The sequence below is a fragment of the Clostridiales bacterium genome (genome assembly GCA_015243575.1).
GTDB classification, from domain to species: Bacteria; Bacillota; Clostridia; order Peptostreptococcales; family Anaerovoracaceae; genus Anoxybacterium; species Anoxybacterium hadale.
In genome coordinates this window covers 1,018,202-1,041,449 of sequence record CP042469.1, presented here as the reverse complement: position 1 = coordinate 1,041,449, position 23,248 = coordinate 1,018,202, and the positions used below count along the sequence as shown (strand labels likewise).

Here is a 23,248-nt window from a genome sequence, read left to right as displayed (position 1 = left end):
ATTCTAATGAAATTAGTTAGACATTCCTAACCCAACCAAAATCGCACGAACCTACCCAAAATGTAAATTAAAGTGGTATAATAACTATAAAGCCATCCAACCCGCGTTTCACTTTGATTATAGATAGAAAGGAATACGAATGAACCATAACCATAAAGGCGGCTGCTGTCACGGCAGCGGTAGCCATCATCACACTGAACAAGATCACCAGGATCACGATCATCATGACCACCACGATCACGATGAACACAATCATGCACACGGACATGGCTGCTGCGGAGGCGGCTGCTGTGCCAGCCGAAAATCAGCGGCACCTCTTTCGGCTGAAGAAACAGAATTTTTAATACAGCTTGCTCAAACCCCTTACCTTCCTTTGACAAGATTTGTGCTCAAAAGTACAAAATCAAACCATTTTGAATCAGTGGCTTTGGCCCCGGTTCATCTGAAAGACAAAACCGATTCTATGGAAGTGGTAAAAAGCACGGGAGCAGTATTGAAAAGCCTTGAAGAAAGAGGCTTCCTTACACTGGACTACGAAGAGCCTCTGGAAAATGGAAATTATTCCGAATATGAGAACTCGGATCTCTATGCTTACTTTAAGGAAACAGTAGCGCAAGCCGAAAATCATGACGATTATTTATATGATATCCCTGAGCTGGAGCTCGGCAGCATAGCTCTGACCTACTCAGGACAGCAAGCGATCATTAAAATGGATCAGAAAGCATAAAACGGGTAAATCCCATTCCAAGAAAGCATCCGGCCGCTGCCGGATGCTTTCTTACATTACCGGAAGGCTCCATTGTTTCACCATAATGATTCCCCCAAAGATCTTGATGATGCATACATGGCAATCGGCAAAATAGCAACATGATCACAATAGTAATATACTATATTAATTCTATCAGGAGGAACGAACGTATGATTCATAAAAATGAACTGAATGGAGCCGATATCAACACAGGCGAGATGGATGCCATACGTCAGGCGGGATGGGTCTTTCGGGATCTGGCTGGGTGGATGCGAGCTTATATGATCAGCAGCTTTGAGGAGCTCAGTGATCTGGACGCAGTGCGGTTAAGATTAACTCAAATGCCGATGGAGTTTGGCAATATCCTAAGATTATATTTTGGCAATGAAATGGCGGATACTTATACAACCATGTTTTCCGATTATATTGCTTCTGTTGAAGCAATGATCGACGCACAAAAGAACGGTGATGACAACGCAGTGAATGGATATATGGAACAGATCCATCATAATCTTCATCACAGCTCCATGATTTTATCTCAGATCAATCCATTTTGGAAGGAAAGTGAATGGAGGGCCTTATTCTTTCGATATTTGCTCCTTACCATTGATGAAGCAAATGCACTTTTGTCAGGAGACGATCGAAAAAGTGCAGAAATTTATGAAACCCTCTTGTCTGTTGCGACGCAAATGGCCAACTATTTCGTAAATGGACTCTCCCAATATATTGATTCCAATATGAGCCCGGTACAATAACAAGCTGCGAAGGCTTAGTCTAGCTGGTGCCAAGCAGATGCTTTAGAGATGAACATATATTGGTTCTTGCTTTACCAGACACACTAATATGACAACGAAAACAGCGGAAGGTGCTGTGCATCCGCACAGCACCTTCCGCTGTTTTGTGATATCTTCACAATTCATTACTTGATTCATTTACTTGTATCTGATTGACATCGACATCCTTAGTTGAAGGATCTCAAAAAGTTCACGATGCCTTGTGTATTATACCGTGCTGCTTTGTCTCTCCATTCATCACTTCTCAAAAGTTCGACTTCATCAATATTGGTAAAAAAACCATGCTCAATAAGCACCGCAGGCATATATGTATTTTTGATCACGTAGAAATTCGCTGTTTTGATACCCCTGTTAAGAATTCCGAGTCCTGGAAAGTTGGCGTTTGTAATGGACTTAGCAAGCTGGTTGCCCAATACGCTGCCCTGGTAATGGTAAATCTCCCACCCATTTGCGCTGGTCCAATCTTTGCCGCTTCCGAACGCATTGGCATGGATACTGACAAAGATATCAGCATCAGAATTGTTCGCACTTTCACATCTGTCTGCAAGACTTGGATCAGAATCATCATTTACCGTAAGCAGCACTTCGATTCCCTCGGCCTCCAAATAAGTCTTCATTTTGGCCGCAACAGCCCTGTTAAATTCGTATTCTTTCATCAAGCCGCCGGGACTTTGTTTTCCTGCTGTCGCTTCTCCATGACCCGCATCCAGTACCACTACAAGCTTTCCGTCTTCCATCGGATTAAAGTAGGTACTGAGGGTTGGAAATGTTATCGTTAGAGTTTTTCCGTCCGGAGATAAATTTACAGACGGATTTGACGCTTCCTTCAAATCACAAACGACCCTCACCGTATTCTCATTATAAATTCCTGTTCTTACCGTCGATAAGGGTGAATCCTTCCGCTCATAATCTAAGTCAGATATCTTGGAGTCCAACTGAAAGCCTTTTACGTCCAACGCAAATCGGTCTGGAGAGCTCAGCATCGTTGTTGAATAATCCTCTGTACCCTTGAGTGCCTCTGACAATTGAACCGTTACCACTGTATTTTCAGTTTTTGAGTTCCCCTCTTCCACGGAAATTCCTGTTACATAGCCTTTGAACTCAGGAACTACTGGTGTTTCAGGTGATTTAATGGTCACCGTCCTTGTGGATTCATCCCAGCCGACTAGAAATCCAAGCTCCTCTGCTACAAATCTTGCAGGGATCACGGTCCTGCTGTTATTGATTGTGGCAGGAACATCCAAAGTTTTGTTTTCCCCATTTACCTCGGCGGTTTTATCGTTGATTTTAAGAATCACGGTGGTAGAATCATACTCTACAGTAACTATGTAATTGATCTCATCCCATGTCACCTTACCTCCAAGGGCTTCAAATACCGCCCTTGCCGGAACCAAGGTTCGCCCATCCTGAATATAAGGCATTACATCTGCTGATACTTGTTCGTTATTTATTACGAGCTTAACGTCAGCGGTGGTTGCTGCGTCAGCTGTTATTCCCATGATTGTAAAAAAAACCATTATGAAGATAACTGCAGCTGCCGAACTAATTTTTCTTGTCATAAACCCCCCTTTTTTATGTAGTGCGCATCAGAAAACTTTTCAGCCAGCTTTCTGACATGCCTTTGTAAAATTAGCATTACCTCCGCAGATTATATCAGAAAATTCGACAAAAATCTATTTGTATAACCAAATGGTAACACGACTGAAATATAACTGTAAATATAATGAGGCACCCTATCATTAGGATGCCTCAATGCTTGTTTATTTTTTCGTTTTAGAATTTGCCGGACAGCTGTTGTTCTGCCATCTCAACAAGTCTCTTGGTCATATAACCGCCAACATAGCCGTTCTGTCTAGCTGTAAGATTTCCCTTGTCTGTGGAATCATAATTGGACAGGCCGAGTTCACTGGCGATTTCAGTTTTCATGTTGTTCAGTCCATTCTTTGCACTTGGTTTTACTGGTGTATTTGTACTTGCCATTTTGATTCACCTCCTTTATACAAGTTAATATGACCCATATAACAAGAAATATAGTTAGTAAATTATGGCTCTTTCTTAGCTCCGTTCTGCGTAAGATTTTTGAAATGCTTTCTGATCACCGAAAAAATCCCTGTCCATCTTCTTCTATGGTCGTAGATTGATTTGATGCAGTGGCCTGATCTGTTGATGATGTGTTAGATCTATGACTTATCTCCATTTTTCTTGTATACCGATCAAACTCTGCGTCGCCTTCTTTCAAAACGGTCAGCGATATGATCCGGCCGAAACGATCTCTGTTTACAGAAAGATCTACCATTCCTGCTTCTCTTGTGTGAACTGAGCCAAGCATTTTATCCTGATAAACTCGAACCGCTTCACCTTTGTACAGATAAAACCCGTCCTGCCCTTTTGTGATTCCTTGGTTTTTATATTCCTTAGATACTTCTTCTTCTGTCAAGCAAAGATCAACCCCAATTTGAAATGCACCCTTTTCCACACCAAATTCTTTTGAAAGAGCTGCTTTTACCTGCCTTGCAATAACCTCAGGATCATTGCTCGTATCTCTCTCCAGCACATCAAAGATTACATTGTCTGCGCGCTGGCCTGCATTTTCGCCTAAAGAAATATCTCTTGCAAGCTCTGCCTTGACGGCCCATTGTGAGGATGTACTCGCACAATAGCTGCTAAGATATGATGAAAACGGTGCTTGCCCCCCTGTGGCAAAAGCAACGGTACTAAAAAAAATCAGAAGCATTGAGAGAGCCAACATCAACGCGGTTGCATTTTTGTAGCTTAGAACATTTTTAATGCGTCGCTCAACCTCTGTTTTGGAAAAGGCACTGAAAAGCAATGTGGTACGGTTGCCGGTAATCGCCATGGAAAGAAGGCTGACGGCATAGCTTTGCCGTTCGTCATCACCCACTTGTCTAAGCACGGCAGCATCACAAGCTGCCTCTAGGTCTGATGCTAGATATTTTGACATGATCCACACCAGCGGGTTATACCAGTGAAAACATAAAGCGATCAACATCACCATTTTGAGCCAGTTATCTTTTCGCTTGATATGCATTGTCTCATGTGCAAGAATATGTCTCAGCAGCTGTGATTGTCGGAAGTCCATGCTCCCTGGCAGATAAATGCGAGGATTCACAATCCCGCACACCAGCGGAGAAGCAATTTCATCATTGGTACAGACAAGGATATGACCCATACCCATATCTCGAAGATGTGCGTTGATCGTTTGGTTATGCTCCACCAGCAGACTGTTTTTTAGCTTGCGGGAATATTGGAGCTTCTGTGATAGCAAGATTCCTGCTGTTGTCAAAACCCCCAAACCAAAGATGACAATCAGAAGAGACCGATCATCCGTAAGCAAACTGCCCGAGCGCTCTGCATAGCTGTAGTTCATGCCATCGGAAGTAGTTTCTGCAGTGCCTGGACTTGTGTTTTCCCTTGCGGTTGGCTGATCTTCTACCACATAGACAGCAGAAGCTTCTGAAAGCTGCATCTGCCATTGTGGAACTGGTGCGCTAAGGGGACTGGAAAGGGAAAAAGGAACCAAAAGCCGAATAAGGATCAAACTCCACAGCAAAGGAAAAACAAACTTGGGCAACCGATTCCTTAGAAAAAACCGAAGCAACAAAACGACGGCAATCATTACGCTTCCGTACATTGCCATCAGGTACAACGGCATGTCCATCCTAAAATGCAGCATTTTATTTTGCCTCCTCTATCATCTTTGCAAGCCGTTTGGCCTCATCTTCTGAAATGCCTTGGTTTTTTAGAAATGCAGAAAAGAAAAGTTCGCTGGAACCTCCAAACATTTTATCAATGAGCTGTTCCGTTTCACTCTGCTGCACTTCATCTCTCGTAACCAGAGGCTTACATAAAAAACCGGGTTCCTCCCGTTCAATGGCGCCTTTCTCAATGCATTTTTTAATCACAGTATAAGTCGTGTTTTTGTTCCAGCCTACACGTTCCATTAATACATCTACAATGTCACGAGCAGGTAAAATCCCCTGCTCCCATAAAACTTCCATAATCTTCAGCTCAGAATCAAACAACTTGATATCCATATTTCCTCCTTTTTGACTACTGCGATAGTCGTTTGCGCTCCGAGACTATCGCAGTAGTCTCGCACGCATCTCCAGACTATCACAATAGTCTACATTTTGTCAAGCAAGTAAATTATTTTCTTGATCAAACTTGTTGGTTTGGTTTGATGCTCAAAACAAAAACGCTGAAATTCCGAAATTCCAGCGTTTTGTTTGCTTTGCTTTTCTTAAATTGTGAATGTCATATCGATATCAGCTGATATCATACAGTATTCTGTAAATATCCTGATTTGACAGAACCTTTTCGATATATTTTCTCGTTTCATTATATGGTATCCCGCTGCAATCCGTCCCATCACTGGCGATGAGGGAGCCATCTATCCAGCTTGCCACATTGCCCCTGCCCGCGTTATATGCGGCGAGAACAAGCTCAGTATATCCGAATTCATTCCGAATGTTGTTGACGTACCATGCTCCCATTTTTATATTTGTTTCCGGATCATAAAGATCGTTGATTGTGAAGTTCTCATCCCCCATGGACTCCGCGATCCAAAAAGCGGTTGGCTCCATGAGCTGCATCAGGCCGATCGCTCCTTTGTGCGACACAGCATTCTTATCAAATCTGCTTTCCACCTTAATAATCGCCGTTAAAAGATAGGGATCGATATCATATTCTCTGGAATATTTTATAATATAATCTTGATATCCAACGGGATAAACATGATTGATCACTGTCTTTGCAGCAAATGCTGCGAATAGTAAAACGATGAAAAATATAACGAATTTCTTTCGGGTTCCGGTCATTCCAATCTCCTGTAAATGATTATTTCCTCTAGGTCAAGCTGTATACTCGACGTGATATTATCGCGACGCCTTAATATGATACCATAAAAAGTTGACTCATGGTATCAATTCTTCAATATCCATGTTTTCATATACATCAAAATCGCTAAAATCTCTCAGCATATACAAACCCGAATCGACTATTCATTATTTCACATCATTTAAAACACCCATAAAAATGGGCATATGAAACTTGTTGTCTACTATCATAAAGAAAAACGGACGATTTAATTTTACGATCTTAGGCTCCGTCTTTGCGGCAGCTCCCGCATAAAGCTCTACTGCGGTAACTGCGCCTGCCTTTGTCCCTTTTTCATCTACCTCAATTTTTGTCTTATGAATCACACGATTTATAAAAAGATTACCTTCGCTCGATCCAATAGCACTGAAATCCGCAAGATTCACATCAAAAGCATCCTTGATACCCAGCTCCTTCAATATTTCGGAGAGTTCTTTGCTATATTCAAATGTAAATTTAGGAATGAAGGCATAGATCCTTTCATCGCTTTGGTTCTTAATGGCATTAATAAGCAGCTTACCGTCGAGAGATTTTATAAAATCCGATACAGAAAACCCCTCTTCGGGCAATAACGCAACAAAGGAATATTGATTGTCGGCATATGGCTTTGAGAATCCAATGGCATTGGGAAGCTCAATATAACCGTATTCGGCGCTGTCCATAAAATCAACTGTCTTTTTCTTACCGGCTTTGTTCGTAAATTCGCCCTCGCGGATAGCGGTATCTTGGTAGATCTCCTGCCACTCAGCATCGAAGGACAATGCATTAATAAGGTATAGCACAGAATTCTCGGGCGGCTTCTCTCGCAAGAGTTCTTTAATCTGTTCATTTGTTTTTTTATTGACCCAAGCATTGATGTCGTTCTTCGTGCTGTCATCAAAGGGAGCCTTATATACGTCGGCATTATAATAATCCTTGTTCGTTTGCAAAAATCCCTCTTCTATAATCAAATTCTTTGTATCCTTAAACCATATGGAGTTAGCAATGCTAACCTTGAATTTGTCACTCGTCGGAAGATCCACTCGATAGGAATAGAGATATTCATTCAGACTTCCTATGTCTGTACCGAAAACCTCCTCCATTTGAGACAACGTGTTCTTTTCAGCACCGTTTGCCGTCATCGACAAGGCAGAAATAATAGACAGCGGCGAGATGAGCGTGTTTTCGTTCTCTTGAATTCTTTTGAATATTGCAAGTGAGAAATCTGCGATTTCCGTTGTTTTATCGGCACTGTTTTGCTGTTGATTTCCAATTAAGGATGAATCTATCTCCGTTCCTTTAAAGTCTTTCATCAAATTTTCGGCTGTTAGACTTGTACAGCTGGAACAAGCCGTTAGTATTAATAGTAATACCAGCAATAATATAATTCTTTTCATAAAAACCCCTCCTAACAATTAGGACGGTAATTTTTGTTAAATGTTCCATATTCATTGCTGGCTTCGCACATGATCATGTCGAATATGAGCTTCCATCCGCTTCAGGATGGAAGCCTTATTTGATTCCTTCTGTCAGTGTTTTAATACGTTCCAGTGCCTTGGGAAGTCTGTTGTTAAATATTTCTTCGAGCTCCAGTGGAACATCGGTTTTGACAATCAATATAGTAGCACCATTTTTTTCAGTAAGTGAATAACTCTCCGTCCCCCCAGTCCACTCTTTTTCACGTTCCTGCTGACCACTGTTTTGTGTATCCGCACCGTGCCTGAATAATACAAACTCATTTGGAATTAGTTTCTCTACCAAGCTTGTCACACCATAACCATTGATCGCTGAAATAAACTCGACTTCATTTCCTTCTTTCATTTCTCCCTTCATATATGTGCCCTCATCAATTATACTTGCCCAGTCACGGAACGCGATGTCTTCCCAAAGAGTTGTCCAGACTCTTTCTTTAGAGGCATTAATTTTCGTTGAGAATTGAAGTTCTTTCATTGGCTTCCTCCTTATTGCAAGGTTTCGAAATTGGTTTAAAATACAAAGTCTTACTCATCCTTACTTTTTCTTATCTTCTCCAGCGCGACCATTAAAATATAGATCACTGCCACATCAAAGCAAAACGTAAGTAAATTAATTGTTTATATTATAAGATCTAACTCGCTTAATTGCTTAAGCTTTCCAGTTTTTTAATATAATCGACCGGATTTATAATATAATATCCGGCTTCGGTTTTACTTTTTGTTTCCTCCAGCGCTTGCTGCATTTGCTCATAGGTCAAATTGGGATTGATTTCAAGCCCCAGTGTGCATAGACCCGCAAAATAAGGAATTGCCCAACTCCATCCACCGATTCCATAATAGTTATATCCATCATCAGACTGGTTGTTAGCGGTGGTTCGGTAATCACCTGGAATCATTATTACCGATTTTTTGTCAATCTTCTGATTCCTATAAACTTCTGAAATGTCATAATTTAAAACATTATTTCTGTCCTTATAAGGCGGACAGCCTCCCCATATAAAATTGTTACCCACATTATTGGAGTAGATAACGATAATACCTTGATCATTTGCTTTCTGGATTGTCTTTTGCCAGTTTTCCCAATGAGCATCGTCATTGGATAAGCCATCAGAGATAGACACGATTCTAATTTTTTCTTTCTCGCTCAGTCCTTGATTTAATTCAATTAATTGTTCAATTGCCTTACTATAATTATCAAAATTCTTACCGTTGTCTGGTACTGCAAAATAATACAATTTTGCATCTGGTGCGACTCCGCAATTTTGTCCTGCCAATATTGATGCACAACTCATGCCGTGAAAATGAATCCGCGTATCCGCTTCAACTTGAATATATATAAAATTGTCTTTCTTGAACTCATTACTAGTAGAAAGGATAGGCTTGTCGATCATTGCCACTGATATTCCTTTTCCGGTATGTCCTTCCTTATGAAGCGCTTTTATTTGCAAACCTGGATCTTTACTGGTTTCAAGCCATAATTCTGGCGAGTACCCCTTTGGCAGCTTGTCGGCTTCGCACCATATTGTATCTGTATCAAAAGAAATTTGAGAAATTTTATCTAGTGACATCCGTGTAAAGTCTTTGTTCGAAACGTTCTTTCCTGAGAATCCGTATATCGTCTCAAGGCTGCCTAATTCAGGATTAATATCCTGATCTGTTACCTCGTCAGGCAGATTATCTGGATTAATACCATAATTGGACGGGATGGGATTCATAGCATACTCATTTGTTCCTGTCGTTGCATCTGTGTTTTCTACTTTCTGCTCATCTGCGACAGGCTTTGAACAGGATGAAAGTAGTAAAACGAATATGATAAAAACTACTATGATTCTAAACTTAGTCATTTTAGTAAATCCTTTCTTTAAATTTAGGGGTTGAAACACCCTTGTTCAGTACATTCTTTATCATTCCTGTTCCACCATCTGACCATATGAGGTCTTAGTACCAGTAATTAGTCACCGATTCAAACAACCCCCCTTAATTCCAACTATTTACATATTACGTCCGATCATCCAATAATTCAACATGTTTCTATTAAAATATTTGATCCCGAGGTCCCATCTGAAACTAAGTAAGCGTACCACCCAAATAAAAGTCTTTTATTATTCGAGTTTTGATTTATACTTGTAATGGTAACGTTATTGGAGCCAAGTATAAATCTGAGGAGATCAATCTATGTTTAACGCAAAGGAAATGGACGAACGAAGCTATCTGGATACGGTATTAGAAAAGCTGCAGACAGCATTTGATCATATAGAGCAAAAAATAACCCATTATTCCGAAGAGATAATCGAAGCAAAACGATACATGTATGAAAATCAAGCGCAATTTGATCGTGCAGAAAAGGCATCCAACAGAATGGTTCTATATCAAAATATTGCGATTGGAGATAAAGCTGTTTTACAACGGGAAAAACTCCAAAAGCTGATTCAGTCCCCTTATTTCGGGAGGATTGATTTCGCTGCCAGTGAAAGTTCAAATGGAGAGGTATTCTATATCGGAATCTATGGCTTTTCAGATTCTGAAAGCTACGATAATATTATCTTTGATTGGCGTGCGCCGGTTTCAAGCATTTTTTATGACTTTGAAATCGGACCAGCTTATTATAATGCTCCTGATGGAATAATAGAAGGAGCATTAAACTTAAAGCGGCAATATCGGATCAGGCAAAGCCAAATGGATTATATGATCGAGAGCTCCCTTAATATCGGCGATGATATTCTTCAAAAGGAATTAAGCCAAAATTCCGATGAAAAAATGAAGAATATTGTAACAACGATACAAAGAGAACAAAATAAAATCATCCGAAACGAGGTGGCAAAGGTACTGATCATACAGGGTGTCGCCGGTTCTGGAAAAACTTCCATTGCGTTGCACCGAGTGGCTTTTTTGCTCTATCGATATAAACAGACTCTGACGTCAAACAACATCCTGATTATTTCTCCGAATAAGGTATTTGGCAGCTATATTTCAAATGTATTGCCGGAGTTGGGAGAAGAAAACATTTTAGAAAGCGGCTTTGATGATATCGCCGCAGATATCATGGATAAAAAATATCGCTATCAAACGTTCTCGGAACAGGTTGAGAATCTTCTGGAAACAGAAAGTACGGAAGCAGTTTTTCGAATCAAATTTAAATCGACGAATCATTTTGTGGTGCAGCTAAAATCGTATCTTGAATATGCCGATGATCATTATTTTGACCCGATTGACCTGAAGCTTGGTGCCTATCCTATCTCCAAGGCAGATCTGCTTTTGAGGTATCAGGCACTCAAGAGGATTCCTGTCAAACAAAGATTGAAGAGAATCGCAGACGATATGATTGAAAAATATAGAATGGTTTATGAAGAAAAGCCGGATTCTAAAATAGCAAGTCAATTGAGAGCCAGTATATTAAAAATGTTTCGATATCCAACCGCAATTTCTTTGTATCAGAATTTTTACCGTTATTTGAATCAGGAGAATTATTTTCAATTTCATCGAAAAAATACCTTCGAGTTTTCTGATGTCTACCCATACATCTATTTGAAGCTGCATTTTGACGGCGTAAAACTGGATTATAAATCAATACAGCATTTACTAGTTGATGAAATGCAGGATTACACCCCGATTCAATATGCAGTCTTGGCCAAGCTGTTTTCCTGCAAAATGACAATTTTAGGAGACAGCAATCAAAGTGTTAATCCATACAGTTCTTCCACTGCAGAAAAAATACGTCCCTTTTTCAAAGACTGTGATTGCGCGGAATTATGTAAAAGTTATCGTTCAACTATCGAGATTACGCAATTTGCCCAAAAGATACAGGAAAATAAAAATTTGATCCCTATCGAACGGCATGGTGAGACACCTTGTGTAAGTGCCTGTCATTCGCCAGCCGACCAATTTCATAAAATACTGGACCTAATCGAAATATTCAAGCACTCTGGGTATCAATCACTGGGAATTATATGCAAATCACAGAAACAGGCAAACGAGTTATACGAGAGTATAAAAACAGTCCACGATGATATTCTGCTCTTGAGTTTCACCAGCAGTGAATTTAAGGAAGGGATTATCATTTCATCAGCCCATATGTCTAAAGGATTGGAATATGACCAGGTCATTGTACCCGATGTATCGAGCGATTGTTATACTACAGAAATGGACAGAAGCCTACTATATATTGCTTGTACCAGAGCGATGCATAAATTGGAGTTGACCTATTATGGAACGGAAACAGAGTTTATTTTATAATAAACAACAGAAGCTGCTTCGTCCGAAACATGATAGTTGGAATGCCCTATTTTTGATCTACGAAACCATTAAAATTCCATGTCAAACGAGACGGTTGCGAACATTTTGCGGTAAAAAGATTATATTATAGTATCACTTTTTAATTTAAGGAGTTGATTATTATGATGATCAATGAAAATATAATCGATATAGACGGCAATATGATAACCGATCTTAATGAGGAATCAGAGCAGCCAGCTGTTTCTGAAAAAACAATAGAGTCGGCGCCGTTCATCGATTCGAGCCAAGCCGAAACAGCCAACGAAGAGGGCTCGTTGACCGCGGAAGATTATTTTCTGTTTGAGCGGAACTTTGATGGAAGGAGTTATTCAATATCGGCAAAAGATGTCGAGACGCTTCCTTCTCTTGTGACGATACCGAGCACCCATAATGGGCTGCCGGTGACCGTAATTAAGGAAAACAGCTTTGCCTTCTGCTCTCAGCTTTCGATCCTGCTCTTTGAGGAGCCAAGCAATATCAGAATCATTGAGTCCTATGCATTTTATCATTGCTCTGGACTGGAAAGCATTGTGCTTCCCGATCGTGTCGAAAGGTTATGCTGTGGGGCCTTCGCTTCGTGTAGCTTATTGCAGCAGGTCTATTTCGAATCAATCAAACCGCCCAGCTTGGAAGATGGCGTCTTTTATGAGACTTCAGAATATTTACTTCTGTATGTACCAAAGCACACCCTCTCGAGCTACCTCGGCACGCCAAGCTGGCAGAAATACAAAGATCTGATCATGACCTCGCCGCAGACGATCCCCACAAATTTAGGGTTTTTTCTCTTTGAGTTGAATAGTGACGGCGAAAGCTACTCAGTATTTGCAAAAACAGAAGCGGTACTGCCCTACTATTTAGCAATACCCTGGTATTACAATCAAAAACGAGTAACGGTTATCGGCCGATATGCTTTCTGGGGAATAAAAATCAGAGATGTTTTGATACCGGACACCGTTGAAAAAATCGATAACAATGCTTTCTTGTACGGCACAACTCGGTACAATCCTGACTATATATATGGCGAGTCCATTCTGGAGCATGTCAAATTCGGAAGAAACAGCAGCCTTACAGAAATCGGTATGGTTGCTTTTGGCGGTAATTTGCTGCTGAGAGAAATCAAGCTTCCGGAAACCCTTAGAATCATTCATGATCATGCTTTTTTTTCCAGTGGGCTTACCGAAATTTATATTCCAAAGAGCCTTGAGTCAATGGGGCTGCGCGTATTTTATCAGGCCCTGAACCTGGAACGGATTACCGTTGACCACCGAAATCTATACTACAAAGATATAGACGGCATCATGTATAATCTGGATGGAACCACTCTGATCGCCTATCCTTTAGGGAAAGAATCATATTCTTATTCGCTTCCAGATACCGTAACCGATTTTGGTATTCATATTTTCTGGGGAAATCGATACCTGAGAGTGCTATATCTGAATTCGGATACACCGCCGGCAATGAACAGTAATTTTAGTAGCATGCTTCCCTCCTTTAAAATCTATGTCCCGGACGGAAGCTATGAGGCATATGTAAATGCTCCCGGCTGGCAAGCCTACAAGGACATTATTTATAAGAACAGCATCATCCGGAACGAATTCGCCATCATTGGCAACGAATTGATCCAGTATGTGGGAAACGCTCCCGAAATAATGATTCCCAAAGATATCGTCCAGATAAGAGATTATGCACTGACTTCCTGTTCCGCCCTTGAAAAGATTCTGGTAGAAGAAGGAAATATAAGCTATACTTCGTCAGAGGGGGTACTTTTTAACTCCCACATGACGAAGCTCATCAATTATCCTCCCGCCAGAAAGACAACGGAATATGAGGTCCCAAGTACGGTAACAGCAGTAGGGATGGCCGCTTTCTTTGACAGCAATGGGCTGTCAGTACTAAAGGTTCACAATCAGCTGGAAGCGATAGAAGATTATGCTTTTTTACGTTGCTTTCGCTTATACCGTCTGATCAATTTGGACGCGGAGGATCACCTCGCAAGAATAGGAATTCAAGCATTTTACCGATGCACGACGATTAAGGAGGTAAGCCTTCTGGCGATTCAATATTTAGCGTCAGCTGCATTCAGTATTTGTTCTGATTTAAATAAAATAACCTTGGGCCCGGATTTCATTGATTTCAGGGGAATGTTTTTGTCTGCTGACACCAACCTTACTCAGGTCGATCTTAATGTCTATGCTCTGATCCCTCCAAAAGCATCAGGTTTTTCCTTTTCTGCCATCAAAACCATCCACGTTCCTGCACAAAGTGCAGAGCTTTATAAATCCACACCACCCTGGTCCGGTTATTCTAACAAGATCTTTCCGTTAACCATTCCCCTGATGAAATAGCAGATAGGATCATTCGTTTTCTCCAAATCGAGTTGAGGGAGATTCATTCGCACCTTTGACATCCGACGCCCTTTCGGTCTAAGCACCTAACCTCATTTATTTCAACAAATGTCATGTAGGTGCCATACATAAATTTGACAATCTCAGATTTGCTGCAATTTTTCCGTTCAAGTCCCTTCTAACCCTGAAGCACAAAAAAGATTACAAACCGTTAAAATCAACGGTTTGTAATCTTTTGCGAGCCTCGCTGTATAAAGATATCATTAGATTTTTATTGGGATTTGAACTAACCTCATGTCAATTATGCTCATAACCTCATGTATAAAATTGGGTATGGCATGCCTTGTTCATCTGTTTCGGTTCTTTTGTAAACCTTGAAACCCATGTGTTCGTAAAATCCTTTTGCCTTAGGATTTTGCTCGTTTACTCCCAAATCACTTACTGCGTATTCCTGAATACCATACACAAGCAAATTCTTTCCAACACCATGCCCACGCTCTTCGGGAGAAACAAATAGCATTTCAAGCTTTCGACCTTCTATCCCCATAAAGGCAATAGGAATACCACTTCCATTCTTTGCAACTATCAAATGGGAAATTCCAGCTAAAGCCTGCGGTACATACTGCTGGATATTATCTATTTCTGTATCCGATAAGAATAAGTGGGTTTCCTTTACAGAATTTTTCCATACCGTTACAAGTTGTTCAATCAGTATCGAATTTCTGTCTTCAACTTTTATTATTTTCATAAATCCTCTTGTCTATTATATAAATAATCTTTGCATTATTATATCATCAGTAAAGTAATAAGTCATGTATGAGTCCGAGTATATGAGCCGGCTCGATCAGGAAGATCTGGACGATGATGCTGGGGGAGATGACCAAGATAATGACATTGAGGAGCACACGTGCCTCTCTGATAAAGTTCAACAGCTTCTAGAAAGGCAACAACTTTATGAGGGGTATCTTTCTGAGCTTACTCAGACGAGCCATACTTGGCGACTACCTCGTTACCAATCACCTAAATGATCAAGGCCTCCTTCACAAGTTCTCAAAGCAGCTGACACGTACGATGGATATCCCTTGCGTAAGCGTTATTGCCGATAAGGGTTATGACAGCAAGGAGGAAATTGAAACCTGTATCCTAAACGGAATTGTTCCCTATGTAGGCTTTAAGGATGACAAGGAGGAACGGATCCTTACTCTGGACTATGAAAAGAAAGAGATTACAGAAAAAATCAGAATCTCCACCGTTCCTATCCATATCAGTGCCTGTCTTCATGCAGGTGTCCTTCCCTCCTGCTACGAAAATACCAATATCTCCATTGAAGTCCGCTCGGAAGGATATCTGGGCTGCTTCCAGAGATCTCTGGATCAGAAAACTGCCATCTGCCCTATGGGATTCACTCTCAGAAGAGTAAAAACCAAAGGCGAAGGAATGGTTTACGCATCAAGATCCTCCTGCAGGCAATGCGCAAACCGCTGCACTCCGTCAAAGTCTCATAAGACCGTATATTTCGGTCCCAAAGCAGTATACGTCGCGGTAAAGATGTACGGGGAGTATCCCCCTGTCAATGTTCCTCCTCCCGATTTTATCCCACACAATTCTTTTTTCGTAAAAAATCGAACGAAAAAGACAGTTCTTATCCGGATCAGGGATGACATTCCAAAACAGAAGGAAAGGCTTTGTATTTCAGAGCATCCTTTCGGAACCGTCAAATGGTATCACGGCGCACACTACGTGCTGTGCAAGGGAATTGAAAAGACCACAGCGGAGCTGGGGCTTAGTTTTCTCGCGTATAATTTGAGAAGAGCGGTCAATCTGATCGGTACCAGGGCAATTTTGGAGGGAATCAAGGCTTAATAAGCCTTCTTTTTTTTATTTCGTTTCGAAAACAAAACAAAAACGCTGAAATTTCAACATTTCAGCGTTTTTATTTTGCCTTTTCAGACAGTTTGTGGTGCGGTCGAAGGGACTTGAACCCATACTCTTTCGAACACGGCCCTCAACCGTGCGCGTCTGCCTATTCCGCCACGACCGCATATTCAGTTTTTCAGTCTCTGAGGCTTGTTTTGTAAGACTGACCAAGAATAATCTTACTATGTTTTGGCATTCTTGTCAAACCTTTTTTTATCCAATTCATGATTTATTTTCTATCCTGAATTCATGATGTTGAAGTGTACCTTTTTCTCTGATCCCTTTTTAGGGACAAGTGTTATTATACCACACCCCTTGTACGATTGCACCCATAAATTACAATTTATTCGAATTAAATTTTAATGTTTCATTTTTCTTGAATGCCTATCTTTCCAATCTAAATATTAAGCGAGAGCGCCGAAGCGCTCTCATTGTTCCTCAAGGATATTGAACGCCGTTTCCGAGTTATTCTCCTCCGGCGCTTCTGGTGCTTCAAAAAGTGAATACCACTCTCCGCAGCCGCGGTACAAATCAAAGAACAGTGGTTCGATATCCCCCTTCAGAGCCGGTGAGGTAATCATACCGTAGGTTTTGTAGAGCAAGCAAAAATAAGGGAGATCATTGACCATAATATCGTTGATCTGGGTATAAGTAGCAAGCCTGTCTTTCTGCGAGATTCCCGACTCCATTCGGTCAAGAAGCGTATCCAAAGCGAGATTGGAATACCCAATGGGGTTTCCATAATTGGTATGAAGCAGGAAGCGCAGATCATAATTATCTCTGATCTGATAACCTCCTACGTAAAGATCATAGTTTCCGCTGGCCAAATCAGCTGCATATGCGTCCCATTCCTTGCTGACTAGATTAACACGAATCGGCAGCTGAGCAAGGTTGTCACGAATCATCTGAGCTGCTGCAGAACGAGACTGATCTTCCGAATTCACAAGAATATTGATCGTGATGGACTCGTTATCAGGCCCTTCCACCAATCCGTCAGCATTGCGATCGACAAAGCCTGCTTCCGTCAGAAGCTTTTTGGCTTGAGTGATATCATAAAGATTGGTTGTTTTTTCGCCGGACACCCCCAGATAGTTGGGATAATAAATGGTGTTATTCTCAATTCCGTTTTTATAATACGCACCTTCGATGATGTCCTTCGTATTGATAGCACTGGCAATTGCCTTGCGCAGTTTGGTATTCTTCATGATCGGATGTCTGAAATTGAAGCCAATGAGTTCTACCTCATTGGAAGGGAAGTTGATCACGTTCACATTCTTATTTGTATAAACAGTATCCCGGTCAAGATCCTTGGAATACGTCAAGGATACATTATTCACGTCCATCAGATTGATGACATCCCGTTTGTCCGGTATGATCTGTAAATTCAAAAGATTGGACGGAACAGTTCCCCCGTGATAACCCTCGTATCCTTCAAGAGCAATATGGGATAACTCATTATATTCTGTCACCCGATAGGGCCCGGTTCCAACCGGAATAAAGTTTGAAGTCAACTTTTTGGCATCTTCCACGCTCTTAAACTGGTGTTTGGGAACGATGGGGAAGGTAAAATTGTTCATAGAAACATTTGTCGCATTGTTAAAATAGACCGTTATGCTATAGGGATCTTTTCCATCCAGCTTCGTGGATTTAATGTTGTTAACACTGGAAGCATAAAGCGTGCTGCCCGAATAGGATGCACTGAGCAGTGCATCAATGGTAAATTTCACATCGTCTGCATTTAATTCCTGACCGTCTTGCCAGGAAATCCCCTTCTTTACTTGAATGGTAACGGCGTTTTCACCCGCAGAATAAGAATAACTGTCTGCGAGCAGGGGTTTCAGCGTCAGATTTTTATCATATTCAAACAGGCCTTCATAGATCAGTTTGTTTACGTAATAGGCATCTTCATCCTTGGAAATGATGGGGTTTAACGTCCTTACCTTTTCAATGGGGATGAATACCTCATTGGATCTGATCATTTGCTTTTCTTCATTGGCAGGCCCGCCGAGAAAGTTTGGCGTCTCACCGCAGCCAACAAGGCTTGAAAGCAAAAGGGATACAATTGCAGTCAGTGCAATTAATTTTTTTGTCATCTCAGTTCTCCGACAAATTATAAATTTTGAAGCAGCAGATCCAGCTGACGGTATAGGGCTTCTTTTTCGCCCGAGTTATCCAGCAGCACATCCGCTCTGCGATTTTTTTCATTTCGATCCATCTGAAAGCTCATGATTCGGATAATTTCACTGCGTTCCAGAGCATCTCGCTCCATGACCCGCCTTATGCGAATCTCATCCTCCGCGTCAATGACCCAGATTTCCTCAACACTTTTCTCAAGACCCGTCTCAAATAGAAGCGGTGCATCGATGAAGATTACCTTATTTGTGGCTGCAAGTTTGGGATTAATGACGGTTTCTGCATTATGGAGGCTTTCTTCCCTGATCTGAAAGATTCGTTCATGGATGATTTCAAGAATTCTTGTGTGCATCAATAGGTCCAGCTGCTTTTTCTTTTCGGGATCGGAGAAGACGATGCTGCCGAGCTTCTTTCTGTTCAGTCCGCCATCTTCCTCAAGAATGTCCTCTCCAAAGAGCTCCACAAGCTGAATCAAGGTATCAGATCCAGGGAGGACAATTTCCCTGGAAATCTTATCAGCATCCAGTACATGAAACCCTTTTGCAATCAGATAATCGGTTACCGTTGATTTTCCGGCTCCGATGCCCCCGGTAAGTCCTATAATTCTCATGCTTTAATTCCTCCAATAACCCTTCTCTGCCGACGAGACTGTGCTATTTGAGATCGTACCAGTTCTCGCCCGTAGATACCTCTGAAGACAGCGTCACACTTAATGCTACTGCATGCTCCATGTTTTCCTCCAGAAGCTTTTTGATCTTCTCCAGCTCAGATTTATGAGTCTGAATGATCAATTCATCGTGTACCTGAAGTATCAGCCTTGACCTTGTCTTTTCTTTCGCCAGTTCCTGATAGACCTTAATCATTGCCAGTTTGATAATATCTGCCGCACTTCCCTGTATTGGACTGTTCATCGCAAGTCGTTCTCCTGCCTGACGAACCATGAAATTGCTTGCATTTATTTCATGTACCATTCTTTTTCGTTTCATAATGGTCGTAACATAGCCATTCTGTTTACAGCTTTCAATCAGACCATCCATAAACTCTTTGACCTTGGTATATTTCTTGAAATATTCTCCGATGTACCGTTCTGCTTCCTTTCGGGTTATGTTCAGTTCTGTTGAGAGTCCAAATCCGCTCATTCCATAGATAACGCCAAAATTTACTGCTTTGGCATTGCTTCGCTGCAGCGGCGTAACATCATCCTCAGGCACATTAAATACCTTGGACGCAGTGATCTTATGAATATCATCTCCGTGATTAAATGCGTCAATCAGCTCAGGATCCTGAGACAGATGGGCAAGGATTCGCAGTTCAATCTGAGAATAATCCGCACCAACGAGTACGAAATCATCATTCTCAGGTACAAACGCCTTTCTCAGCTTTCTGCCAAGCTCATGACGGATGGGAATGTTCTGCAGATTTGGCTCTGTACAGCTAATCCTTCCAGTTGCAGCAACGGTCTGCTGAAAATGAGCATGGATCTTATGATCCTGGTGGATCAGCGGAAGCAGTCCTTCAATATACGTACTCTTCAGCTTGCTGTGCATCCTGTATTCCAGAATCAATGCAACAATTTCATAATCATCCTTGAGTTTCTCCAGAATTTCAATGCCTGTCGCATAGCCTCGCTTTGTCTTTTTTCCGAAAGGCAGATTCAGTTTTTCAAATAGAATCACACCCATCTGCATAGGAGAATTGATGTTGAATTCCTCCCCTGCAAGCTCATAGATTCTGCTCGTCAACTCATTGATTTTCTCCCCGAGCATGATCCCGGTATTGATCAGTTCCTGCGCATCCACCGCAAAGCCGCAGTGTTCCATGGATGCCAGAACTTCTATCAAAGGAAGTTCAACCTCACAGAACACATGATCCAGCTCCTCTTGTATTAATTTATTTCTTAACACTGCAGTTAATCCATCAATGGCAAGACACCATTTCTGTCCAAACTCCATGTATTTTTCTTCTGAACGACCAAGAAAACCTATCTGCCCATACTCTTTGAATAACGCAGCTTCATCTTCCAACTCTTCATGAAAATATTCGAGCATCGATGATTTGAGTCCGTAGTCACTTCTGGCTGGATCCAGAAGATATTGAGCAATCATTGTGTCAAACGCCGTTTGAAAAAGTTGTCCCGATTCGCTGTGAGCATCCGCAGGCAAAAGTTCATTGGCCAGTAAGGCATAATAATCCTCTTTTAAATTGTGTCCTGTTAGCCTGACGTCGGTTTTGATCAACAGAGTTGCGGCTTCTTTCAGCAATTCTGTTTGATCACCGGAAATAAAATAATATCGCTTTGTTGACAGAATACTCATTCCGTAAACCTGTGGAATTGCCTTGTGATTTCGATCATTAAACACCTTTATTACGGCAGCAGGGTCTTCCAAAAGCTCGCTTCGCAGCAACTCAAGTCCGCTGTTATCTGCCAAAAGGCAAGCTTCCAGATGGCTCCTGTCTCTGGTTTTATAATGCTTTGCCAAAGGACTACTCTCGCTGGACACGATAGAGAAATCTCTCAATAGCGGCACAGCTGGCGTATCGCCTGGTTCTGCATTTGCAGCAGTCATATTTGCTGCATCGGGCCCATCAGCCATTCCAGCTGCAGCATTGGCTGAGCCGACTGCATCAGAGGCATAGGCTCCGCCATCTGAGAAAACCGGTTTTGCACTGCTTCCCCGCGGTGGCATTTTCTTTAAAAAGCTGTTAAACTCCAGCTTGATGTATAAATCGATGAGGGTGTCATAATCCGGCTCCTCCACCTTAAATTCTTCAAAATTAATATCAATTGGAACCTCTGTGTTGATCGTCGCAAGTCTTCTGCTCATAATGGCAAGCTGGGCGTGCTCCTGGATCTTTTCCTTCAACGACTTGCTGGTGATCTGATCAACATTTTCGATAATGTTTGCAATGCTGCCGTATTCCTGTATCAGCTTCATTGCGGTTTTTTCCCCTACCCCCGGAATGCCTGGGATATTGTCGGACTGGTCACCCATGAGCCCTTTGTAGTCAATAAACTGCTCCGGTGTAAAGCCGTATTTCTCAATCATAGCAGCTTCGTCATAAAGATCAAATTCAGAAATACCTTTTCTCGTAATGATTACCTTTGTTTTTTCTGTAGCAAGCTGCAGCTCGTCTTTATCCCCAGTTATGATCAATGGATCAAGACCTTCGGCTTCCGCTTTTTTCACGACGGTGCCGATGATGTCATCCGCTTCAAATCCATCGATTTCAAGCATCTTAACTTTCATGGCATCCAAAACTTCCTTTAGAAGCGGCATCTGCATCGCCAGCTCCGGAGGCATTTTTTTTCTTCCCGCCTTGTACTCTGTGTATTCCAGATGTCTGAAGGTCGGCGCTTTTCTGTCAAACGCAACCGCAATATAGTCAGGACAATAGTCCATTTTAATTTTATTCAGCATATTAAGAAAACCGTACACTCCATGAGTGTACAGTCCGCTCTTTGTGATCATAGGTCTTTGAAGGGCATAGTAAGCCCTGTTGATCAAACTGTTTCCGTCAATAATTATTATTTTCATTTTTACAACCCCGTAATTTCATTGGAACAGATTATCTTAATTTTTCCATCCTTTCCTATGACTCGTATTTCTTCGTTATAAGTATTGCCGTCTTTTCCCCGGAATATAAATATCCTGAAATTCCACTTACCTGTCGGGGCGTAACCGGACTCCAATACCTGATAATCAAAACCCTCCAGCCGCTCTTCAATCAAGCCCATATAAAAATGCACCGCTGCGGTATTTCTTTCTACTCCGGAAGAGGTCAGCGACCTGCTGCAGGAGTTTCCGGACTGATCCGCTTTGTTCTTGGCACGTACTTCATCCTGCGCCAGAGAGCCAAAGGATAGCTCTTGTTCTTTTGTATTTCCCAGCCCAGCCGTATCAGCACCACCAGCAGGAGCCGAACCGGCTGCCCCATTGGCATCACTGTTTTCGGCGGTGTAAGAAGACGATTCGTCAGCTGCAGCTCCGTTATCAGAAGCGGCTTCGGGTGCTGTGAACCCAACGGCTTCTTTCTTCAATGGAACATCTTTCTGCGCCGAGGAAGCTGCTCCGTCGGAAGCGATCTTTGCTTGATACAGTTTTACTTCCTGTTCTTCAGAGTTTTTATTCAACTGCGTCTGGTCTTGCACCTGTTGATCTTCTAGAGGATCAAGTTGCTTTTTCATGCTGTCAGTGGAACCTGCTTCGTCTTTGGCAGTGCCGTAAAGATCGACTTCTGCGTCTTTCGGTGCTGCCTGTTCAATCCCGTCCCGGCCAATAAAGCCTAGCTTATCTGCAAAATCACCAAGGACATCCTGATACACACCAAGCGTCAATACGCCTACCGCAAATACAGCAGCCGCTGATGCCAGCATACGATACCGTTTGCTTCCAAACAAGGATTTGATCGATGCACCATAGCCGCTGGAGCGCTTTTTTTCTTCTTGAAGCGCCTGCTTCAATCGGAATTCAAAGGCTTCAGGAACAGGAACCGGATCCATCCCACTGAGAAGGAGATGAACTTCATTCAGATCTTGATATTCTTGATTGCATGCTTCGCAAACAGATAGATGTTTCTCAACCTCTTTCTGTTCGTCAGCATCAAGCATCTGATCAATATAAAGTGAGAGCAACTCTCTTATTTCATTACATTCCATTACGCTCTCCCTCCTTATGCGCAAAGCAGAAA

At 41.8% G+C, this 23,248-nt stretch carries 18 protein-coding genes and 1 tRNA gene; 5 read left to right on the top strand and 14 right to left on the bottom strand.

The window, feature by feature from the left end:
- Positions 1 to 139 precede the first annotated feature (139 nt).
- Both FRZ06_04515 and FRZ06_04510 read left to right on the top strand, forming a co-directional pair.
- Positions 140 to 727, top strand: a complete 588-nt coding sequence (locus FRZ06_04515) for a hypothetical protein (GenBank protein QOX62662.1) — start codon at positions 140 to 142, stop codon at positions 725 to 727.
- Positions 728 to 918: 191 nt separating this feature from the next.
- Positions 919 to 1,503 (top strand): hypothetical protein, encoded by a 585-nt coding sequence (locus FRZ06_04510; GenBank protein QOX62661.1) that lies wholly within the window; start codon positions 919 to 921, stop codon positions 1,501 to 1,503.
- Between the two features lie 206 nt (positions 1,504 to 1,709).
- Here FRZ06_04510 and FRZ06_04505 read toward each other — a convergent pair whose 3' ends face one another.
- The 8 genes from FRZ06_04505 to FRZ06_04470 form a co-directional block, all read right to left on the bottom strand.
- A complete protein-coding gene (locus tag FRZ06_04505; GenBank protein ID QOX62660.1) occupies positions 1,710 to 3,101 on the bottom strand; it encodes an AMIN domain-containing protein in 1,392 nt (463 codons plus the stop codon).
- Between the two features lie 214 nt (positions 3,102 to 3,315).
- A complete protein-coding gene (locus FRZ06_04500) occupies positions 3,316 to 3,522 on the bottom strand; it encodes an alpha/beta-type small acid-soluble spore protein (GenBank protein QOX62659.1) in 207 nt (68 codons plus the stop codon).
- Between the two features lie 115 nt (positions 3,523 to 3,637).
- The gene (locus FRZ06_04495; GenBank protein ID QOX62658.1) at positions 3,638 to 5,236 is read right to left on the bottom strand and encodes a hypothetical protein; all 1,599 of its coding nucleotides are present in this window, start codon (positions 5,234 to 5,236) and stop codon (positions 3,638 to 3,640) included.
- 1 nt (position 5,237) lies between these two features.
- The gene (locus FRZ06_04490; protein QOX62657.1) at positions 5,238 to 5,597 is read right to left on the bottom strand and encodes a BlaI/MecI/CopY family transcriptional regulator; all 360 of its coding nucleotides are present in this window, start codon (positions 5,595 to 5,597) and stop codon (positions 5,238 to 5,240) included.
- A 231-nt stretch (positions 5,598 to 5,828) separates the two neighbouring features.
- Positions 5,829 to 6,380, bottom strand: a complete 552-nt coding sequence (locus tag FRZ06_04485) for a lytic transglycosylase domain-containing protein (protein QOX62656.1) — start codon at positions 6,378 to 6,380, stop codon at positions 5,829 to 5,831.
- A gap of 186 nt (positions 6,381 to 6,566) precedes the next feature.
- Positions 6,567 to 7,814 (bottom strand): hypothetical protein, encoded by a 1,248-nt coding sequence (locus tag FRZ06_04480; GenBank protein QOX62655.1) that lies wholly within the window; start codon positions 7,812 to 7,814, stop codon positions 6,567 to 6,569.
- Positions 7,815 to 7,929: 115 nt separating this feature from the next.
- A complete protein-coding gene (locus FRZ06_04475) occupies positions 7,930 to 8,367 on the bottom strand; it encodes a hypothetical protein (protein ID QOX62654.1) in 438 nt (145 codons plus the stop codon).
- Positions 8,368 to 8,533: 166 nt separating this feature from the next.
- Complete coding sequence (locus tag FRZ06_04470) at positions 8,534 to 9,736, bottom strand: S8/S53 family peptidase (protein ID QOX62653.1); 1,203 nt, start codon at positions 9,734 to 9,736, stop codon at positions 8,534 to 8,536.
- Between the two features lie 331 nt (positions 9,737 to 10,067).
- Here FRZ06_04470 and FRZ06_04465 point away from each other — a divergent pair, with 331 nt between their 5' ends.
- Positions 10,068 to 12,125, top strand: coding sequence for an AAA family ATPase (locus FRZ06_04465; GenBank protein ID QOX62652.1), 2,058 nt, complete (start codon positions 10,068 to 10,070; stop codon positions 12,123 to 12,125).
- 161 nt (positions 12,126 to 12,286) lie between these two features.
- Entirely contained in the window at positions 12,287 to 14,509 is a 2,223-nt protein-coding gene (locus tag FRZ06_04460; GenBank protein QOX62651.1) for a leucine-rich repeat protein, read from the top strand.
- Positions 14,510 to 14,816: 307 nt separating this feature from the next.
- On the opposite strand, the gene FRZ06_04455 is transcribed toward FRZ06_04460, so the two are convergent.
- Positions 14,817 to 15,257, bottom strand: coding sequence for a GNAT family N-acetyltransferase (locus FRZ06_04455; protein QOX62650.1), 441 nt, complete (start codon positions 15,255 to 15,257; stop codon positions 14,817 to 14,819).
- A 206-nt stretch (positions 15,258 to 15,463) separates the two neighbouring features.
- On the opposite strand from FRZ06_04455, the gene FRZ06_04450 reads away from it, so the two are divergent.
- A complete protein-coding gene (locus tag FRZ06_04450) occupies positions 15,464 to 16,372 on the top strand; it encodes a hypothetical protein (protein ID QOX62649.1) in 909 nt (302 codons plus the stop codon).
- Between the two features lie 95 nt (positions 16,373 to 16,467).
- Here FRZ06_04450 and FRZ06_04445 read toward each other — a convergent pair.
- The 5 genes from FRZ06_04445 to FRZ06_04425 all read right to left on the bottom strand — a co-directional run bounded on the left by FRZ06_04445 (position 16,468) and on the right by FRZ06_04425 (position 23,216).
- Positions 16,468 to 16,550 (bottom strand) — tRNA-Leu (locus FRZ06_04445).
- A 304-nt stretch (positions 16,551 to 16,854) separates the two neighbouring features.
- Entirely contained in the window at positions 16,855 to 18,519 is a 1,665-nt protein-coding gene (locus FRZ06_04440; protein QOX62648.1) for a hypothetical protein, read from the bottom strand.
- Positions 18,520 to 18,536: 17 nt separating this feature from the next.
- Positions 18,537 to 19,169, bottom strand: a complete 633-nt coding sequence (locus FRZ06_04435; GenBank protein ID QOX62647.1) for a dephospho-CoA kinase — start codon at positions 19,167 to 19,169, stop codon at positions 18,537 to 18,539.
- Between the two features lie 43 nt (positions 19,170 to 19,212).
- Positions 19,213 to 22,095, bottom strand: coding sequence for a DNA polymerase I (gene polA, locus FRZ06_04430; GenBank protein ID QOX62646.1), 2,883 nt, complete (start codon positions 22,093 to 22,095; stop codon positions 19,213 to 19,215).
- A gap of 2 nt (positions 22,096 to 22,097) precedes the next feature.
- Positions 22,098 to 23,216 carry a hypothetical protein gene (locus tag FRZ06_04425; GenBank protein ID QOX62645.1) on the bottom strand — a complete coding sequence of 373 codons (1,119 nt, stop codon included), beginning with the start codon at positions 23,214 to 23,216 and terminating at the stop codon, positions 22,098 to 22,100.
- Positions 23,217 to 23,248 lie beyond the last annotated feature (32 nt).